Genomic DNA, 259 nt, shown 5'->3' on the forward strand with positions numbered 1-259 from the left:
GACAACCTTCCCCGTGGAGACAGATGCCGCATGGGTCGGGCTGCCTGCGGCCGTCACGACGATGGCCGAAGATAGAAAGAGCGCCATCTTACGCATGCCACGCCACCGTTATCGCGTGGTGAAGCGGGTCTACCGAGACCATGGCCTGATCTCCGGCCTGATCGCCCAATGTCCGAAGGATATCCACCACAGCGGCAACGCTGTTGGTCGCGACGCGCATTGCTCGGGGATGGCCGGTGACAGTCACGCTATAGCCAAT

Annotated in this window: 1 protein-coding gene; it reads right to left on the reverse strand. The window is 61.8% G+C overall.

Annotated features, from left to right (window positions below):
* Positions 1 to 88: 88 nt before the first annotated feature.
* A complete protein-coding gene (locus B7449_RS12290; RefSeq protein WP_264996697.1) occupies positions 89 to 247 on the reverse strand; it encodes a DotD/TraH family lipoprotein in 159 nt (52 codons plus the stop codon).
* Positions 248 to 259 lie beyond the last annotated feature (12 nt).

Source organism: Komagataeibacter intermedius TF2 (assembly GCF_000964425.1).
In the GTDB taxonomy this organism is placed as follows: Bacteria; Pseudomonadota; Alphaproteobacteria; order Acetobacterales; family Acetobacteraceae; genus Komagataeibacter; species Komagataeibacter intermedius.